This window comes from Hungatella sp. (genome assembly GCF_046966825.1).
Genome location: NZ_JBKVCZ010000133.1, coordinates 1 through 17,640 on the forward strand (window position 1 = coordinate 1; position 17,640 = coordinate 17,640).

General features: G+C 48.0%; 20 protein-coding genes and 1 tRNA gene. 16 read left to right on the plus strand and 5 right to left on the minus strand.

The window, feature by feature from the left end; genetic code table 11:
* The first annotated feature begins 219 nt into the window (after nucleotides 1-219).
* The 13 genes from ACLTD4_RS27300 to ACLTD4_RS27360 all read left to right on the plus strand — a co-directional run bounded on the left by ACLTD4_RS27300 (nucleotide 220) and on the right by ACLTD4_RS27360 (nucleotide 10,602).
* Complete coding sequence (locus ACLTD4_RS27300; RefSeq protein WP_055660447.1) at nucleotides 220-1,146, plus strand: diacylglycerol/lipid kinase family protein; 927 nt, start codon at nucleotides 220-222, stop codon at nucleotides 1,144-1,146.
* A gap of 155 nt (nucleotides 1,147-1,301) precedes the next feature.
* Nucleotides 1,302-1,847 carry a 2-C-methyl-D-erythritol 2,4-cyclodiphosphate synthase gene (ispF, locus tag ACLTD4_RS27305; RefSeq protein ID WP_055660445.1) on the plus strand — a complete coding sequence of 182 codons (546 nt, stop codon included), beginning with the start codon at nucleotides 1,302-1,304 and terminating at the stop codon, nucleotides 1,845-1,847.
* A 17-nt stretch (nucleotides 1,848-1,864) separates the two neighbouring features.
* Complete coding sequence (gene cysS / locus ACLTD4_RS27310) at nucleotides 1,865-3,268, plus strand: cysteine--tRNA ligase (protein ID WP_117623581.1); 1,404 nt, start codon at nucleotides 1,865-1,867, stop codon at nucleotides 3,266-3,268.
* On the plus strand, nucleotides 3,253-3,705 hold the full coding sequence (locus ACLTD4_RS27315; protein ID WP_055660442.1) for a Mini-ribonuclease 3: 453 nt from the start codon (nucleotides 3,253-3,255) through the stop codon (nucleotides 3,703-3,705). Before cysS ends, ACLTD4_RS27315 begins: the two co-directional genes overlap by 16 nt.
* Nucleotides 3,702-4,439 carry a 23S rRNA (guanosine(2251)-2'-O)-methyltransferase RlmB gene (gene rlmB / locus ACLTD4_RS27320; protein ID WP_055660440.1) on the plus strand — a complete coding sequence of 246 codons (738 nt, stop codon included), beginning with the start codon at nucleotides 3,702-3,704 and terminating at the stop codon, nucleotides 4,437-4,439. Before ACLTD4_RS27315 ends, rlmB begins: the two co-directional genes overlap by 4 nt.
* A gap of 68 nt (nucleotides 4,440-4,507) precedes the next feature.
* On the plus strand, nucleotides 4,508-5,518 hold the full coding sequence (locus ACLTD4_RS27325; protein ID WP_242354368.1) for a transglutaminase-like domain-containing protein: 1,011 nt from the start codon (nucleotides 4,508-4,510) through the stop codon (nucleotides 5,516-5,518).
* Nucleotides 5,519-5,547: 29 nt separating this feature from the next.
* The gene (locus tag ACLTD4_RS27330) at nucleotides 5,548-6,600 is read left to right on the plus strand and encodes a type II secretion system F family protein (RefSeq protein ID WP_055660434.1); all 1,053 of its coding nucleotides are present in this window, start codon (nucleotides 5,548-5,550) and stop codon (nucleotides 6,598-6,600) included.
* Nucleotides 6,601-6,611: 11 nt separating this feature from the next.
* The gene (locus ACLTD4_RS27335) at nucleotides 6,612-6,932 is read left to right on the plus strand and encodes a hypothetical protein (protein ID WP_055660432.1); all 321 of its coding nucleotides are present in this window, start codon (nucleotides 6,612-6,614) and stop codon (nucleotides 6,930-6,932) included.
* An 18-nt stretch (nucleotides 6,933-6,950) separates the two neighbouring features.
* The gene (locus ACLTD4_RS27340; protein ID WP_002603279.1) at nucleotides 6,951-7,430 is read left to right on the plus strand and encodes a DUF4860 domain-containing protein; all 480 of its coding nucleotides are present in this window, start codon (nucleotides 6,951-6,953) and stop codon (nucleotides 7,428-7,430) included.
* A gap of 4 nt (nucleotides 7,431-7,434) precedes the next feature.
* On the plus strand, nucleotides 7,435-7,962 hold the full coding sequence (locus ACLTD4_RS27345; RefSeq protein WP_117623582.1) for a hypothetical protein: 528 nt from the start codon (nucleotides 7,435-7,437) through the stop codon (nucleotides 7,960-7,962).
* 13 nt (nucleotides 7,963-7,975) lie between these two features.
* A complete protein-coding gene (locus tag ACLTD4_RS27350) occupies nucleotides 7,976-8,455 on the plus strand; it encodes a short-chain dehydrogenase (RefSeq protein ID WP_117623583.1) in 480 nt (159 codons plus the stop codon).
* A 48-nt stretch (nucleotides 8,456-8,503) separates the two neighbouring features.
* Entirely contained in the window at nucleotides 8,504-9,571 is a 1,068-nt protein-coding gene (locus tag ACLTD4_RS27355) for a type IV pilus twitching motility protein PilT (protein ID WP_002603282.1), read from the plus strand.
* Between the two features lie 68 nt (nucleotides 9,572-9,639).
* Entirely contained in the window at nucleotides 9,640-10,602 is a 963-nt protein-coding gene (locus ACLTD4_RS27360) for an L-lactate dehydrogenase (RefSeq protein ID WP_117623584.1), read from the plus strand.
* A 53-nt stretch (nucleotides 10,603-10,655) separates the two neighbouring features.
* On the opposite strand, the gene ACLTD4_RS27365 is transcribed toward ACLTD4_RS27360, so the two are convergent.
* Complete coding sequence (locus ACLTD4_RS27365) at nucleotides 10,656-10,928, minus strand: helix-turn-helix domain-containing protein (protein WP_055660426.1); 273 nt, start codon at nucleotides 10,926-10,928, stop codon at nucleotides 10,656-10,658.
* Nucleotides 10,929-11,076: 148 nt separating this feature from the next.
* Between ACLTD4_RS27365 and ACLTD4_RS27370 the strand changes: the two genes are divergently transcribed.
* Complete coding sequence (locus tag ACLTD4_RS27370; protein WP_117623585.1) at nucleotides 11,077-11,424, plus strand: hypothetical protein; 348 nt, start codon at nucleotides 11,077-11,079, stop codon at nucleotides 11,422-11,424.
* Nucleotides 11,425-11,493: 69 nt separating this feature from the next.
* Here ACLTD4_RS27370 and ACLTD4_RS27375 read toward each other — a convergent pair whose 3' ends face one another.
* Nucleotides 11,494-12,483: a zinc ribbon domain-containing protein gene (locus ACLTD4_RS27375; protein ID WP_117623586.1), complete on the minus strand. Its 990-nt coding sequence runs from the start codon at nucleotides 12,481-12,483 to the stop codon at nucleotides 11,494-11,496.
* 175 nt (nucleotides 12,484-12,658) lie between these two features.
* Here ACLTD4_RS27375 and ACLTD4_RS27380 point away from each other — a divergent pair, with 175 nt between their 5' ends.
* On the plus strand, nucleotides 12,659-13,768 hold the full coding sequence (locus ACLTD4_RS27380) for an RNA-guided endonuclease InsQ/TnpB family protein (RefSeq protein ID WP_412331724.1): 1,110 nt from the start codon (nucleotides 12,659-12,661) through the stop codon (nucleotides 13,766-13,768).
* A gap of 139 nt (nucleotides 13,769-13,907) precedes the next feature.
* Here the strand turns inward: ACLTD4_RS27380 and ACLTD4_RS27385 are convergent, their stop codons facing one another.
* From ACLTD4_RS27385 to ACLTD4_RS27395, 3 genes are all read right to left on the minus strand, one after another.
* On the minus strand, nucleotides 13,908-14,399 hold the full coding sequence (locus ACLTD4_RS27385; protein WP_117624618.1) for a zinc ribbon domain-containing protein: 492 nt from the start codon (nucleotides 14,397-14,399) through the stop codon (nucleotides 13,908-13,910).
* 1,060 nt (nucleotides 14,400-15,459) lie between these two features.
* Nucleotides 15,460-15,603 (minus strand): hypothetical protein, encoded by a 144-nt coding sequence (locus tag ACLTD4_RS27390; RefSeq protein WP_155521551.1) that lies wholly within the window; start codon nucleotides 15,601-15,603, stop codon nucleotides 15,460-15,462.
* Nucleotides 15,604-15,812: 209 nt separating this feature from the next.
* Nucleotides 15,813-15,885 (minus strand) — tRNA-Thr (locus ACLTD4_RS27395).
* 215 nt (nucleotides 15,886-16,100) lie between these two features.
* Between ACLTD4_RS27395 and ACLTD4_RS27400 the strand changes: the two genes are divergently transcribed.
* Nucleotides 16,101-17,486 (plus strand): ISNCY family transposase, encoded by a 1,386-nt coding sequence (locus tag ACLTD4_RS27400; protein WP_055657671.1) that lies wholly within the window; start codon nucleotides 16,101-16,103, stop codon nucleotides 17,484-17,486.
* Nucleotides 17,487-17,640: the final 154 nt, after the last annotated feature.

Consider the following 17,640-nt stretch of genomic DNA (forward strand, 5'->3'; position numbering starts at 1 on the left):
CTGTGACCCTCTGCTTGTAAGGCAGATGCTCTCCCAGCTGAGCTAAGATCCCATGCTTGTCTCAGAACTTTTTGTTTCTGTGTTCCCGACTGCTTTGCTAGTATAATATGAATTGTGTAAATTGTCAACACTTTTTTGGAAATATTTTTAAGAAAATTTTATTATTCATTTTATATGATTTATGATATACTTAAGATTAGCAAATGGTGGAGGGATTCCATGTACTATTTTATCATAAACCCAAACGCGCGATGCGGGCGGGGGAAGAACGTATGGAAAAAACTGGAAAGGATTCTGGAGCGTGAGAACGCCCAGTATCAGGCGTATATAACTGAGAAGCCGGGAGATGCGAAGGTTTTTGCCAGAAAGCTGACAGAAGGGTGCAGGGAACCGCACGTGATCGTTGCAGTCGGCGGGGACGGCACTGTCAACGAGATTCTGGATGGTCTTTCTTTCTGCAGCCCCGTTACCTTAGGTTATATTCCTGCCGGTTCAGGCAATGATTTAGCAAGAAGCTTGAGATTGCCGAGAAAACCGGGACGCTGTCTGAAGAAGATTCTGTCTCCAAAGTACCATAAGCAGTTGGATTACGGAGTGCTTACATATGGCGGAGATGAGATTTCCTGCAGAAGATTTATGGTCAGCGCAGGTATTGGCATGGATGCGGCGGTTTGTCATAACATTCTTTATTCCAGGACAAAGGGAATTTTAAATAAGCTTCATATAGGAAAGCTGACCTATCTTCTGATCGGTGTCAAACAGCTCTTGCTTGCAAAGCCTGCTAAGGGCTATTTGCTGTTGGATGGAGTTCAGAAGGTGGAGTTTAATCATGCCTATTTTATTTCCGCACATATTCATCCGTATGAAGGCGGCGGTTTTAAATTTGCGCCGGATGCCAGCTATGACGATGGAAAACTTTCCATTTGTGTAATGAATAACAGAAAAAAGAGAAAACTAATACCGGTGCTTTTAAACTCCATGTTTGGAAGGCAGTCCCATAATAAGGGAACCCGGTTTTATACATGTGGGGAGGCCATGGTTCATGTGGATAAGCCGATGGCGGTTCATGTGGATGGAGAGAGCTGTTTCTGTCAGAACGACATACAGCTGCGCTGTATCAAAAAGGCGGTCCGCATGATTGTTTAATATTTTATTTAGAAATACAGTCAGAATTTAATTTTAATCCTGGCAACCGGATAAAATGGCAGCACAGCTACTATGTTATTCTGTTTTTTGTATTCTGGACTCAGAATGTGGATTAAAATAAATACACAGATTTCAGAAAGGATATAAGATATCATATGAGAATCGGACAGGGATACGATGTACACAAATTGACGGACGGAAGGGATTTGATTCTCGGAGGAGTAAAGGTTCCCTATGAAAAAGGACTTTTAGGCCATTCTGACGCGGACGTGTTAGTTCACGCGGTGATGGACGCCCTGCTCGGCGCGGCGGCGCTGGGGGATATCGGGGAACACTTTCCGGATACGGATCCGGCTTATAAGGGAATATCCAGCGTGGAACTCTTAAAGCGCGTCGGAACGCTTCTGGAAGAGAAGGGGTACGTGATCGAGAACATCGATGCGACAATCATTGCTCAGAGGCCCAAACTTAAGGATTACAGACCGCAGATGGCGGAGAATATCGCTGCCGCCCTTAAAATACCGGCAGACCGTGTCAGCGTAAAGGCAACGACCGAGGAAGGTCTGGGCTTTACGGGCAGCGGGGAAGGAATTTCAGCACAGGCAATTACCTTATTGACGACAGTGGGGGATTACTGTTATGATGATAAAATCATGGACAGCGGCTGTCAGGGCTGTAGTGGTGGCTGCTGCGGGAAATAATCAAACAGGAGGGAACTATGAAAATTTTTAATACATTGACGAGGCAGAAGGAAGAATTTGTGCCGCTGGAACCGGGAAAGGTCAAGATGTATGTCTGCGGACCGACGGTATACAACTTCATTCATATAGGAAATGCGAGGCCGATGATCGTGTTTGATACGGTCAGACGGTATTTTGAATACAAGGGCTACGAGGTGAATTTTGTTTCCAACTTTACCGATGTGGACGATAAGATCATCAAGAAGGCCATTGAAGAGGGAGTGGATGCCGATACCATTTCCAAGCGTTATATCGAAGAATGCAAGAAGGACATGGAAGGGCTGAATGTGAAGCCGGCCACGAAGAATCCGCTCGCTACAGAGGAAATCTGCGGGATGCTGGATATGATCGGCAGCCTGATCGAGAGCGGCCATGCTTACGTGGCGGCCGACGGAACCGTTTATTTCCGTACAAAATCATTTGACGGCTATGGAAAGCTGTCCCATAAGAATATCGAGGATCTGCAGTCCGGCTTCCGTGAGATCAAGGTGACGGGAGAGGAAGGCAAAGAGGATCCGACGGATTTTGTTCTCTGGAAGCCAAAAAAAGATGGGGAACCTTACTGGGAGTCTCCATGGTGTGAGGGACGTCCTGGCTGGCATATCGAGTGTTCTGTCATGTCCAAGAAGTATTTGGGCGACCAGATCGATATCCATGCGGGCGGAGAGGACCTTGTCTTCCCGCATCATGAGAATGAGATTGCTCAGAGTGAGTCGGCTAACGGCAAAGAGTTTGCAAAATACTGGATGCACAATGCATTTTTAAATATTGATAACAGGAAGATGTCGAAATCCCTGGGTAATTTCTTTACTGTCAGGGAGATCAGCGAGAAGTATGATTTATCGGTGCTTCGCTTCTTTATGCTGAGCGCTCACTACAGAAGCCCGCTGAATTTCAGCGCGGAGCTGATGGAGTCTTCCAAGAATGGATTAGAGCGAATTCTGACTGCGGTCCAGAAGCTTAAGGATCTGGAGAGCAGCGCGGCAGGCGATTCGTTTAAAGAAGGCGAGAGCAGGGAAGCTGTTGACGAGCTGGTTGCAAAGTATGAGGCAGCCATGGATGACGATTTTAACACCGCAGATGGTATTTCTGCTGTCTTTGAACTCGTCAAGCTGAGCAATTCCACAGCAGGGCCAGACAGTTCCAGGGCTTACGTAGTATATTTGAAAGAGACTATCGAAAAGCTGTGCGACGTGTTGGGCATCGTCACCGAGAAAAAGGAAGAGATACTGGATTCTGAGATCGAAGAGATGATCGCGGCGAGACAGCAGGCGAGAAAGGATAAGAATTTCGCGCTGGCCGATGAGATTCGCGGACAGCTTCTTTTAAAGGGAATCGTTCTGGAAGACACCAGAGAAGGTGTAAAATGGAAGAGGGCGTAAGAGAAGAGGTCAGTTTCCAGACCTTTTGCAATGAGGCGCTGAGGCTGAAGGAGATGGATCCGAAGACGTATTCTCCGCTGGCGCTGGCCTATATCGGAGATGCTGTCTATGAACTGATTGTCCGCACCATGGTGATCAATCATGGAAGCATTCAGGTGAACAAGATGCATAAGAAGAGTGCGTCGCTGGTCAATGCAGGCACTCAGGCAGAGATGATACGGCTCATTTTGGAAGAGCTTACCGAAGAAGAGACGGCGGTCTACAAACGCGGACGAAACGCCAAGTCGGTGACGACGGCGAAGCATGCGACCGTGGTGGACTATAGAACGGCTACGGGCTTTGAGGCGCTTTGCGGCTACCTTTACCTGACGGGCCGTCTGAAGCGGCTGGTCACACTGATCAGCCACGGATTTGAGAAAATAGGAGAACTGGAATGACGGAAGAATTTACAATAGAAGGAAGAAACGCCGTGCTGGAGGCATTCCGCGCGGGAAAGACCATTGATAAGCTTTATGTGCAGGATGGCGTAAAGGACGGTCCTATCCAGTCCATTATCAGAGAGGCGAAGAAGCAGGATACGATCGTGAATTTCGTTTCCAGGGAACGTTTGAATCAGATGTCGGAGGAAGGCCATCACCAGGGAGTGATCGCACATGCTGCGGCTTATGAATATGCTGAAGTAGAAGATATTTTGAAGGCGGCTGAGGAAAAAGGGGAACCACCGTTTATTTTCCTGCTGGATGGGATTGAGGATCCCCATAATCTGGGCGCGATCATCCGTACGGCTAACTTAGCGGGAGCCCATGGAGTGATTATTCCGAAACGGCGCGCTTCAGGCCTTACGGCGGTAGTGGCAAAGACCTCGGCGGGAGCCCTCAACTATACACCGGTGGCGAAGGTTACAAACCTGGCGGCCACGATTGAAGAGTTGAAGGAAAAGGGACTTTGGTTCGTCTGTGCGGATATGAACGGCGAATTGATGTACCGGCTGAATTTAAAAGGGCCTGTCGGTCTGGTGATCGGCGGCGAAGGAGACGGTGTGGGAAGACTCGTCAGGGAAAAATGCGACATGGTTGCATCGATCCCCATGAAGGGCGATATCGACTCGCTGAACGCTTCCGTAGCCGCGGGTGTGCTCGCTTACGAGATCGTCAGACAGCGTCTGGGCTAGTGCCGCCCGGCGTATTTATGCAGGGAGGAACCAGGTCCAGTTTCGATGTGAGATGGAGATGAGGAAAGATGAAGAAGAATAGAATTGTAGTGCTGACCGCCTGCACGGCGCTTATGGTGTCGGTGAGCGGCTGCCAGAGCCAGAAGGCATCTGTGGCTGAATCTCAGACGATTGCCGCAGAGAGTACGGCTGCGCTGGCAGAAGAACCGGAGAGCCTGGCTGTCGTGACTGTCGAAGAGGAAGCGGTTCCGCTGTATTCAAAGCCGGCGGGGAGCAACGTGAGAACACCGCAGGCTTCCGGTACGACGACTTACAGCAATAACTCTGTGACACTGGATGCGTCCAATCTGTCCCAGGGCTATGTGATGGTGCAGTATACGGGAGGCTCTTCCAAGATCAAGGTTCAGGTGATCAAAAGCGGCGGAGAGACGTATACGTATGATTTAAATGCCAGATCTGCCTATGAGGTGTTTCCGATGTCGGAAGGCAACGGCAGCTATACGGTGAGAGTGTTGGAACAGGTACAGGGCAACCAGTATGCGGTGAAGTTCAGCCAGGATTTGTCCGTATCTCTTGCAGACCAGTTTGCACCGTTCTTATATCCCAATCAGTATGTGAATTTCACTGCGGACAGCAGCGTAGTAAAGAAGGGCGCAGAGGTGGCCGCGTCTTCTGCGGATGCACTGGATGTTGTCTCGTCCGTTTACAATTATGTGGTCACCAACATTACATATGATACGGCAAAAGCCAACTCCGTTCAGTCCGGATATCTTCCGAACTGCGATTCTATCCTGTCTCAGAAAAAGGGAATCTGTTTTGATTACGCCGCGGTTATGACGGCGATGCTGCGTTCCCAGAATATTCCGACCAAGCTGGTGGTGGGATATACAGGCAGCCTGTATCACGCATGGATTAATGTTTATATCGAGGGCCAGGGCTGGGTGGACAATATCATCTACTTTGACGGCCATGACTGGAAACTGATGGATCCGACATTCGCCTCCTCCGGCAAGGGAGATCCGGCGATTGAAGAGTATATCAAGAACAGCTCGAATTATAAAGCAAAATACTCTTATTAAAATTTCATATCATAAAGGAGAAGCGATACATGGCGAAGGAATTAAAAAAACATTATTCCGCCCGGGAGCTTTCGGCTTTCTGTCTTCAGATATCTCTTCTGCTTCGCGCGGCAATCCCTCTTGATGAGGGATTGTCTGTTATGGCGGAGGATGCGGCAGATGAAGAGGAGAAAAAGATTCTGTTACATATGTCTGAGGAAGTGGAGCTGGGAAGCCCGTTTTCTGTCGTTCTGGAGCAGGTGGGAAGTTATCCGTCTTACGTGATCCGGATGGCGAAACTGGGCGAGGAAACAGGAACTCTGGATCAGATGATGGCGTCTCTTTCAGAGTACTATGAAAAAGAATACATTCTGATGAAAAGCATCAAAAACGCGGTGACGTATCCGGTCATCATGATTTTTATGCTTTTGGTTGTCCTGTTTGTCCTGTTTACGAAGGTAATGCCTATTTTTGAAAGTGTTTATGAGCAGCTGGGAGCGCGTCTCAGCCCCGTATCCATGGCGGCGACAAGACTGGGCGGCATATTCAGTGGAGTGGCTCTTATTGCGGGGATTCTTCTGGCCGCGGCGGCTTTCGTTATCTGGCTCATGGGAAGAGGCGGCAAAAAGATACAGGCGGCTCAGCACATGATGGACCGGTTTAAGAGAAAGAGCCGGATCGCGCTGGCGGTGGCGAACCGCAGATTTACTTCTGTGCTGGCTCTGACACTTCACAGCGGTCTGGAGTTGGAAAAGGGCATGGAGCTGGCGGCTGAGCTGGTGGAAAATCCTGCGGTAGAGGAAAAGATCAAGGCCTGCGGAGAGGAACTGGAGACAGGAACCGATTATTACAGCGCCATGAAGAACACCGGTCTGTTCGGTGGATTCCATGTTCAAATGATCAAGGTGGGCGTCAGAAGCGGCCGCCTGGATGAGGTGATGGAGGAGATATCCAGAAGCTGCGAAGAGGAAGCGGATACGGCGCTGGACAATATGGTAAACCGGCTTGAACCGACGATGGTAGCTGTTCTCGCTGTGGCTGTCGGTCTGATTCTTCTCTCTGTCATGCTGCCGTTAGTCGGTGTGCTTTCAGCCATTGGATAAGAGGTGAGCCGATGAAAAGATGGAAACAGACAGGGAAGGAAATCTATGGCTACGTCCTGTCCGTACTGGTATTTATGTGCGTGCTGGCGCTTTTTGTAACAGGAATCATGTCCTTTTCAAAGAAGGCCGATGCGAGAGGTGCGGATACGCTGCGGGATGCCATACGGAGAGCTTCCGTGCAGTGCTACGCCATTGAAGGCAGATATCCGCCCAGTGTGGATTATCTGGAGGAAAATTACGGGATTTTGATTGACCGGGATAAGTATGATGTGTTTTACAGCGGATTCGCGTCCAACTTCATGCCGGATATTACGGTCAATCTTCACGAATAATAGCTGGGAGGTGCGCGGATGGGCCGCAGAAATGATCATAAGGGACAGCTGGTGAATACGTTGTTTACCATGCTTCTGTTCCTCGTATTTGTGCTCTGTGCGCTGTTTGCGGTTTTGATCGGAGGAAAGGTCTACGAGAATATCAATGCCAGGACGGAGTCGACCTATCGCGGCGATGTGGCTCTGAGCTATATTGCCAACAAGGTAAGGCAGGGCGACGAGGACGGAATGGTGGGACTGACCGAGATGGATGGAATCACAGTCCTCCAGTTGAAGCAGGAGATAAACGGTTCTGAATACGTGACTTATATATACTATAGAGATGGGAAGCTTTGGGAGCTGTTCACCGATACGGAGAGCGGTCTGGGCGTAAATGACGGCTATGAGATTCTGGAATGCGACGAAGTGGCCATGTCCATGGATGGGGAGTTGCTTTCCGTCTCAACCAGTGGCGATGGAGGCGGCCGGATCTGGCTGTCTTTAAGAAGCGGAGGATGAAAGGATGAGCAGGAAACAGCATTCGGGTATATTTATGATGGAGATGATCATGGTGGTCTTCTTCTTCATTCTCTGCTCCAGCGTCTGCATCCTGGTCTTCGTGAAAGGGGACCGGATGAGCCGGGACGCCGCAGATTTGAACCAGTCGGTACTGATTGCCCAGAGCGTGGCCGAGGTATGGAAGCTGGAGGGACCGGAGGGACTGAAACAGCGTTTCGGCGCCAGTGTCTCTACACAGGACGACGCCTCTGGATCAGACGGCAATGACGCCTTCAAAACAGATGGTGATGAAGCCGTTGAAGCAGTTGGCGATGAAGCCGCCGGGAACCGGTATGTGATGGAATTTGATAAAAATGGAAACCTTGCGGAAGACATTCCGGAGGGCGGCGGAGACGGAAGCGCTAGTGGAAAGATCTACACAGCAGTGCTTTCGGCGGACGAAGCGGAGAGCTCGGCGGAGATAACCGTCAGCCGTGAGAAAAACAGCGTCTACAAGCTCTCTGTAAGCCGCCACGAGAGAGAGCAGGGGTGACAGGAGGAAACAGATGGCTAAGCAGGAGAGCGGATTTAAGGCGAATATTGGAAGTTCTTCTCTGATATTGATTTTTATCGTTATGTGTCTCGTCACGTTCGGTATGCTGTCCCTGACCTCCGCGAAGAGTGATTTAAGCCTTGCAAACAGAAACGCGGACGCAGTTACGGAGTATTACAGGGCTGATACGGAAGGCGAGGCATTCTACCGCATGGTGGCAGGGGAAGTGAAGACGGTCTGTGCCAATGCCTCAGGGCATGAGGAGCGCCTTGCACTGCTTGAGAAGGCGCTGGGAGAATACTACAAAGACGGCGCGGCGGTGACGGAAGTGGCCATGGAACGCGCGCAGGCACTTCATATTGAGCTGGAAACGGATTTGGACGGGGAAGGCTCGGTGCGTGTGGCGAAATGGAACGTGATACAGACGGAAGATTACGAAATAGATGACTCCATGCCGGTATGGGGCGGAACGGCTGATACAGAACAGAAATAGTCCGTTTGCGGATTACGGCGGGAAAGAAAGACAGGGAGATTTGCAGGTATGAAGGTAATTGATTTGTTGAGTTCGGCTGTGGAACAGAATGCGTCGGATATCTTTCTGGTACCCGGCATGCCGTTCTCTTATAAGCTGGGCAGCAGAATTGTCTGCCAGAATGAGGAGAAGCTGTTTCCGGCTCAGATGGAGACGCTGATCACAGAACTTTATGAACTGGCGGGAAACCGCAGTATGGAGAAGGTGAGAGAGCATGGAGACGACGATTTCTCCTTCGCCCTTCCCGGTGTGTCGAGATTCCGCTCCAGTGTATTCCGGCAGAGGGGATCGTTAGCTGCAGTTATCCGGGTGGTTACGTTCGATCTGCCCGATTATGAGACGCTTCACATACCACAGAATATCATCGATATCGCCCAGCTGACCAAGGGCTTCGTCCTGGTCACGGGACCGGCCGGCAGCGGTAAGAGCACGACGCTGGCGTGTATCATTGACAAGATCAATCATACGAGAAACGCCCACGTCATTACGCTGGAGGACCCGATCGAGTATCTGCACCGTCATAAGAAGAGCGTGGTAACCCAGAGAGAGATCGTGACGGACACGGACAGCTACGTCTCCGGACTCCGGGCAGCCCTTCGTCAGGCGCCGGATGTCATTCTGGTAGGTGAGATGCGTGATTATGAGACGATTCAGATCGCCATGACGGCGGCGGAGACGGGCCATCTCGTCATCTCTACGCTTCATACGGTCGGGGCGGCCAATACCATAGACCGTATCATCGATAATTTCCCGCCGAATCAGCAGCAGCAGATCCGGATGCAGATCTCCATGGTCATGCAGGCGGTTGTATCCCAGCAGCTGATTCCCACGGTGGATGGCGGCGTTTATCCGGCCTTTGAGATTATGTTTTTCAACAATGCAATCCGGAACATGATCCGCGAGTCCAAGACGCACCAGATCGACAGCGTGATCGCCACAGGACAGTCGGAAGGAATGGTATCCATGGACACCAGCCTTTTAAACCTCTATAAAAAGGGGATGATTACAAAAGAAAGCGCCGTGATCTACAGCAGCAATGGTGAGCTGATGGCGAAAAAAATCGAACGTCAGGGTTAAGGATAAAGCATATTTTTCCCATAACCAGTTATACTATCCGTAAGACAAGACAGGAGAGTGAACTGATTATGAGAACGGATAAGAGAAAAGTGGCGCTCATCGGCACCGGTATGGTGGGCATGAGCTATGCATATTCCATGCTGAATCAGAATATCTGTAATGAACTGGTTCTGATTGACATCAACAGAAAAAGGGCAGAAGGCGAGGCGATGGATTTAAACCATGGACTTGCCTTTTCTGCGTCCAACATGAAGATTTACGCCGGGGAATATAAGGATACGTCAGACGCGGATATCGCCGTCATCTGCGCCGGTGTAGCACAGAAGCCGGGGGAGAGCAGGCTAAACCTGTTAAAACGGAACGCAGCGGTATTTAAATCGATTGTAGACCCGATTACGGAGTCGGGATTCAACGGAATATTCTTGGTGGCGACAAATCCGGTGGATATCATGACCCGGATCACGTACTCGCTTTCCGGCTTCAATCCGCGGAGAGTGCTGGGCAGCGGAACCGCCCTGGATACCGCCAGACTGCGTTACCTTTTGGGAGAATCCCTTTCCGTGGATCCGCGTAATGTCCATGCCTATGTGATGGGAGAGCACGGAGACAGCGAATTTGTTCCGTGGAGTCAGGCGATGATCGCCACGAAGCCCATCCTTTCCCTTTGTGGTGAACAGGGGGAAGGCGGGATGGAGGTCATCTGTGGGGACGAGTTAAAACGGATCGAGGAGGACGTGCGCGGGGCTGCATACCAGATTATTGAGGCGAAGAGTGCCACATACTATGGAATCGGTATGGCGCTGTCCAGGATCACGAGAGCGATTCTGGGAGATGAAAACAGTGTGTTGACTGTATCCGCCATGCTGCGCGGAGAGTATGGGCAGAACGACGTATATGCCGGCGTTCCCTGTATTATCAACAAGAACGGCATTTTCCGCGTGCTTCCGCTGGACTTGAATGAAGAGGAAAAGAAGCGTCTGGGCGAGTCCTGTGACACGCTCCGGGCCAGCTTCGATGAACTGGAAAAATAATAGACAAGGGTAAAACGGAAAAAAATAGAAGGACCAGCCGTCCGTTTGAGCGGCTAGTCCTTTTTCTTTTCTTCCGCGGCCTCGGATGCTTTGGCCTCTTCGGCGTTTAAATCTTCCTCATCGCTCACATACTCCAGAATTGCACTGATATCACAGTCCAGATACTCGCAGACTCTTGCCATCAGGGCCAGGTCGACGCGGGAGACCTTGTTGTTGCAGTAATTGTTCAGCTGAGTCCGCTGGACTTCACAGTGATAACAGACTTTGTTTTTGCTTTTGCCTTTTTCAAAGATTAAATCAGCCAGCTTGATATTAATGTGCCCCATAAAATGCCTCCTTCTGTATAGTGATATTATATGTAAATATATCTGAGAAGATAAGATATATTTAAATAGATATATTGTACTAGATATATCTAAGCAGATGTATTGAAATACAGGCATAAGAAGATATACAGAAGAAAGGAAGAACCGAATGAAGAGATTTTCCTGTTTTGCAGTAGCAGTTATTCTGATGGTGACACTATACAGAATGATACCACATTATGAGATATTAGCCCAGTACAGTTTCAGCTCTCCCGGCAGCAGGGAGACGACGATTCTGGCAGTCAGCCACACCGTCGGGCCAGCGCTTTACATATCAGGAGAAAATATCTTAAGACTGCACAGGAAACTAAATTACGATGTTCCTTCCAACCGGGTGATTCTGATGCTTTACGGAAAGAAAAGCGATGTGGAGAAGGGGAAATGCAGCGTAATCATGATTTATGAGGGTGAGGACGGCAGCAGGGAAGAAGATGCCGGTATTGTGTTGATAAAATGATCGCAGATGAAGAAAGGAAGAGTGCCGGGAATGGTCTGTTTCCGGCACTCTGCGTTTGAAATAGAGACGTTATGGAACAATTCTGCATCCGGTGAGCTTTAAGTACTGCCCGTCACTCACGGTGATATACTTCGAACCTTCAAAATTATCATTTGAGATAATCGAGTCCAGCACGTGGTAACTGTCCCTGGATATCTCGACATAGCCAAATCCGATAACGGAATCCTTATCTACCTCAATTTTATACTCTCCTGCCGGAAGGTGTACGCCGACCTTAAACATACCGTCACTGCCGGTATCCGGACTGCCTGCCTCGTCAATCGGAACGGCATAGCACCCGGTCATCTTAAAATACTGTCCATCGGAGATGGTGACGATGGAATTGGTGGAAATATTCTCGTTGGCAATGATGGAGTCAAGGGTTCCGCTGCTGTCCTTTGCGGTCTCTATGTATCCCATGAAGGAGTCGCAGTACACGACGTATTCCCCGGCGGGAATGTCGCTTCCTACTTTGTAGGTGCTGGCTTTATACCTGCTTTTCGCCGGTTCGGAGGTTTCGGCAGCCGTGGTATCTGCGGACGCAGTCATTTCGGCGCTGACCTCTTCGGGACCGGTTTCATCCAGAGCCTCGTCGGTTTCTCCGTTTACTGCAAGGCCTGTGTTCTTTTCCTTTGTACCGGCTGGTTCACTCATAGATATTTCTGCGGCCGGTGGTACGGGGGTTGAAGTCTGCGAACCGGCATTGGAGAGTCCGAAAATAAAAACAATTACATAGAAAAGAGTAATGATGACTCTGGCCGGTTTATTGAATTTTTTGTATTTCCACATGAGAAAGAGGCCGATTGGGAAACAGCAGAACAGCAGCATCAGCACAATAAACCAAATCTTGGAATAGAGTGGTTCCTTTACCGGCACGGAGACGGGGGAATTGTCCACCGGTACTCCGTTAATACTTGTCTGGTGAGCCGGCGTTTCCGGTATTGTTTCCGCCGGTTCCCCACAGTTTGGACAGAATTTTCCATCAAATTCTGTCCCGCATTTTCGACAAAACATTTTCATAAACTGCACAATTCCTCTCGTGTCTTTAGACATGAGAGGAATTGTGCCCGTCCTGACTCTTTCGCGAGCCCCTTCTCCTTTTTGTTTTTTAGTTTTTCAAACATTTGTTTGTTTTTTACTTCTATATGTGGTAAAATGTACTCGGTCCATAAATCTATTATGAGGTATAAAATCTATGAAATCTATTACTATTACTGCTAAAGTCAAACTATACCCTACATCAGAGCAGATGATTATTTTGAATAAGACACTGTCCGTTATCCGGGATGTGCTGAACTTTGTCTCCGCATTCGTTTTTGGACAGGAAGGCATCCGCTATCTCGAATTAAAGCATGCATTATACTACCCGGTCAGGCAGCAGTTTGGACTCCGCTCTCAGATGACACAGAGTGTATTTAAGACCGTCCTTGCAAAATATAAATCCATGAAAAGCAATGGACACCCCTTTTCGAAAGCATCTTTTCGAAACTTCGAGTATGATCTTGTCTGGAACCGGGATTACTCCATATCGGGTCAGTCCATTAGCTTAAATACCCTTTCCGGCAGGCTGCATATCCCCTTTGAATTAAAAGGGATGGAACACTGGTTTCGTTCCGGCGGACACTTTGGCACTGCTAAACTGATTCGGAAAAACAGGAAATATTATCTGCATATTCCGGTCACCCTGGAAGTAGAAAGTATGAACATCTTAAACCATATCGTTGGAATTGATCTGGGTGTGAACCATTTGGCAGTTTCCTTTGATGAGGAAGGGAACACCAGGTTCTTTTCCGGCCGCGCAGTCAAGGAAAAGCGCGCGAAAGCCCTTGCCCTGCGAAAACGCCTGCAGGCATGTGGAACAAAATCAGCAAAGCGGAAGCTAAAAAAGCTCCGTGAGAAAGAAACCCGTTACGTAACCGCGGTAAACCATGCGGTTACGAAGGCACTTATCTCACAGTATGGAGCCGGAACGCTTTTTATTATAGAGGATTTAACCGGGATACGCACTGCTACAGAACAAGTTCGTTTGAAATCCCGGTACGTCATGGTCTCCTGGGCATTCTATCAGTTCCGTGAGATGCTGGAATACAAAGCTGCGCTGTCACAGTCAGAAGTCCTTGCGGCAGACCCGAAGTACACCAGTCAGAGTTGTCCTGTCTGTGGGAATACGACAAAGGCTAACCGCAGCAGAAAGAGGCATAAATTTTGCTGTACTGCATGCGGTTACCGAAGTAATGATGACCGTACCGGAGCCATAAACATCTACCGTAAAGGATATAATACTCTGTTCGCAGAGGCCTGTTAGGCAGAACCGAAGCAGGCGGGCTGCCGTCAATCAGCCTATTGTAGCCAACGTTTGAGGTAGGAGACATGAATAACATGTCGTACTACGTGTAGTTGAGTTACAAGCCCGTGCCTTTAGACATGGGTAATTGACTACCTCCCTACATTTTAAATTTTTTGCCGCAGTTTAAGCATGTGACCTGAACTCTTTTGGCGCCCAGATTACCGGCTACTAAACCCAGCGGACCTACAAGCGCAGCGCCCACAACCGCTTTTCCGATACCGAAGCCCTTCTTATTGCCTGACAGCGAAGTGGAGCCGCATCTGGGGCATTTCGCCATGGAATCGTATTGCTGCTGCTGGATTTTTAACTGCTCCTGCTGAGCCTGCAGGGCCATGGCCTGCATCTTTACCTGAGCCTGCTGCAGCTGTAAGTCATTCTGGGTCTTTACCTGTTCCAGAGCGGTTTTGGACAGCGGTGCACGGCAGTTGGTACAGAAGTTGGCGCCGCTGGAATTGACGGAGCCGCAGCCCGGACAAACAACGGAATCCCCAGGCAGCACCTGCTCCTCCGATTGTTCGAGACGTTTTCCACAGGCAGAACAGAAGGCGCTGTCGTCGGAGATGGCGGCATTACAATGTGGACAAATCATAAAAAATCCCCCCTTTTGTTTTTTTATTAAAACGCCAGTGGCTGTTTTAATTCTTGTGTACGGAATGTACAGAATATTTATTTATAATAACTATACAACGTTTTTTGTGTGATACGGCTGGAATATACTGGGAAAAGGGGGAGGGCAGTGATGCTGGTGCATGATGGCCCATGATCGGCTGCAGTGGCTGCGCTGTGCATAAATCCATTGATTCACACTATTCTTACTTGTCCCATATAATATTGTGTAGTGCAATATTAAAGGAGATAAATGATTATGAGTTGTGAAACTTTTAAATGCAGATGTAGATGCAGATGTTATGAAAAATGCGAGCCTAAGCGTGAATGCGAGTGCAGACATGAATGTGAATGCAGACGGGAATGCGAACCAAAACGCGAGTGCGAGTGCAGACGGGAATGTGAACCAAAACGCGAGTGCGAGTGCAAGCCCAGACATGAGTGCAAACCGGAGTGTGAATATGAGCCCAGGCGCGAATATGAATGCGAATGCGAGCATGAACACGAGCAGGATCAGGGCAAAAACTGTGAATGGTTCGAAAAAGTATTAAGAGAATTTTACTGGAGCGGCTTCCATGATGGCTGTAAAAAATGTGGACGTAAAGAAAATGAATGTGGCTATGAAGGGTACGAAGAGTATAAAAAATAGTAAGAGAATAATAGAAGCATATGGATAAAAATGATAGAGGCGGTCTGCACAGGCCGCCTTACAATTTTGAAAAAGTATGATCTGTCTGTTTTAAACCTGAAAGATCTGCTTCAGGTATTATTTCTCTTACAGTGAATCGCTGATTCAGCAGTGTATAGTGCGTATGCAAGAACCGGTATGCATTTATTGCATGGTATGCTGCGATGGAGAATCAACCGCTCTCTCGGAAATTTTAGTGAGTAATGGGGAGAGTGATAAATGGCGAGAGAGATGGAGCGCATGATATTGTATCGGGTTACTGTGGTATTACAGGTGATGGTCTTTACGGATTGTCCTGCTTTTATTATACCTTATCTTTTATTATATTATTTTATCTATCATATCTTAGCTTGTTTTATTTTATTGTGCTGCCGGTCACATTCTCTTTAAGTGAAAGCTTTGTAATAGTATATCCCTCAAGGCTGGCCAGGCGGCACAGCATTTCTATAAGGTTTAATACCTTCTGATCTCTTTTCACATCATTGTTAATCTTATGCATATAAAATCCTCCTTAAAGTACGCCCCACCCTAAGCTAACTATATAATAGGGCGGAGCTGTTGGAGAAAAAAAGTCAGTCTTAATTTACTGACTGCCAAAAGAAACGCTTATTTACTTTACCTATTAATAGGGGAGTGCGGTGCCATTTCCGGCAGATGGGAAGGAAAGATAAATAGAAAAAAACCCTTGAATAATCAAGGGTTTTAACCAGCTGATGACGGGACTCGGACCCGTGACCTCCTCACTACCAATGAGGTGCGCTACCACCTGTGCCACATCAGCATTTTGTGTTTTTGGCTCGTCAAGCGAACCTCATATATAGTAGCATGAGAAATTATATTTGTCAACAGGAAAATTATAAAATTTTTTATCCATTATAAACCAAATATGATAATGTCCTAAGTAACCACAAATGAAAATGTCCTCAAATTGTATTATAATAACCTCACAGCTTATAACGCAGGAGGTTCAGGACAATTAAGGAGATTAAACTTCGGATGAAGGAACAGGAAAAATACGAGATTATTAAGAAACTTGTGGAAACCAGCGGGAATAAGGATAACGCCGCTCTGAAACTGTCTGTTTCCAGACGGCAGATTAACCGTATGATGAAAGGATATAAAGAACAGGGAAAAGCTTTCTTTGTTCATGGCAACAGGGGGCGCAAACCAGCCACAGCTCTCTCTGAGGATATCAGAAAACGTATCGTCTCTCTTTATCAGGAACAATACTTTGATGCCAATTTTACTCATTTTACGCAGCTGCTTGCGGAGCGGGAAGGCATTCTTGTTTCTACAACCACAATTCAATCGATATTGGAAGAACATTACATCTTATCCCCTATGGTTACAAAAGCAAAGCAGAAACGTATTTCTGCTCATTTAAAGGCGGTACAAAAGACGGCTTCCCACAAAGAAGCCGTCGAAATCCAAAAAAATCTCGTTGCTGTGGAAGATGCACATACACGAAAACCACGGAAGGCTTTCTTTGGCGAACAGGAACAGATGGATGCTTCTCCTCATGAATGGTTCGGTGGTTCTGTCACACATCTCCACATCGCTGTAGATGACTGCACCGGCCGGATTACAGCTGCGTATTTTGATACACAGGAAACCCTGAATGCCTACTACCACCTGTTTCATCAGATACTCACTGCGTATGGCATTCCTTATGGCTTTTTCACAGACCGCAGAACCGTTTTTGAATACAGGCAGAAGAACCGTACCGAACTGGCAGAGGATACCTACACGCAGTTTGCTTATTCCTGTAAGCAATTCGGTGTAGAGCTGGAATGCAGCAGTATTCCACAGGCAAAATCGCGTGTGGAGCGTATGTTTAAGACCTTACAATCAAGACTGCCAGTCGAGTTACGACTGGCAGGCATTACAGAGATCAACGCAGCTAACGAATTTCTTCGTTCCTATATCGCCAAATATAACGCTGAGTTTGCTCTTCCCCTTAATGGTATCAAATCTGTCTTTGAAAAGCAACCCGATCAGGAAAAAATCAACCTGACCCTTGCCATTCTCACCGAACGGGTGGTGGATGCCGGCCATTGCATTCAAAAGGATAAAACCCATTATCGTATGTTAGATAAAAGTGGAAGGCAGGTACATTACCTGAAAGGGACAAAGGTTATGGTAATCCAGGCATTTGATGGGCAGCTGTTCTGCATTGTCAACGAGAATACCGTGCTGGTGCTGGAAGAAGTCCCCGAGTACGAGAAAACCTCCCGGGCATTTGCACCTGAAATCCCCAGGGAAAAACCAAAGAAACGCTATATTCCCCCTATGAGCCATCCATGGAGACGCAGCACGTTTATAAGGTTTGCTCAAAAACAGCCACATCGGATCGAAATGGAGCTCTCTGCCAATCGCTATTAAAACAGAAAAAAGCACCGGCGGCGCCGGTGCTAATAATGCACTTTTTTCAGGACATTTTCATTTTTGCTTTACACAGGAAAATTATAAAATTTTTTATCCATATAAACCAAATATGATAATGTCCTAAGTAACCACAAATGAAAATGTCCTCAAA